The following is a 416-nucleotide window of genomic DNA, read 5'->3' as shown; positions in this document are numbered from 1 at the left end:
CGACCGTATCTTTCGGGTGCATCGGCCATTTGAACGTGCCGCTTTCCAGCCGGCGATAATGGAGCCAGAAGCCGTTGGTGTCCCACTGTAGGATTTTCAACTTGTCCCGGCGGCGGTAGATTTCAAGATAGTTGACCAGATTTTCCAATTAAGCGGCGCTTTTTTGACAGCCTCGTTGATTGTCTTCTGAGCTGCTTGGATTGAGTGTTACTGAACTAACAGGCGTCCAGTCACGCGTTTCCTTAGCCCAACGCTCAGGATGTTTGGTTTTTGCCTGCTGATAGACGGCATGCCGTTTCGCTAACACCTGAGTATCCTGGTTGCGGTGTCTTTGCGCTGGCGTGACGAATTTAATCGCGCTATGACGATGCTCATTGTTGTACCAGTTGACGAAGTTCAACATCCATTCACGCGCT

General features: G+C 50.7%; 1 protein-coding gene and 1 pseudogene. Both read right to left on the bottom strand.

All coding sequences use genetic code 11. The features are described from left to right. The coding region (gene tnpB, locus BZJ21_RS16890; protein WP_131826363.1) for an IS66 family insertion sequence element accessory protein TnpB at positions 1-148 on the bottom strand (148 nt) is incomplete at its 3' end. After that, a pseudogene (locus BZJ21_RS16440) lies at positions 149-416 on the bottom strand (IS3 family transposase); the annotation flags it as partial.

The sequence above is a fragment of the Salinivibrio costicola subsp. alcaliphilus genome (assembly GCF_001996185.1).
In the GTDB taxonomy this organism is placed as follows: Bacteria; Pseudomonadota; Gammaproteobacteria; order Enterobacterales; family Vibrionaceae; genus Salinivibrio; species Salinivibrio costicola.
Note: the sequence above shows the minus strand (reverse complement) of the source record. Positions and strands in the feature narration are given on the sequence as shown.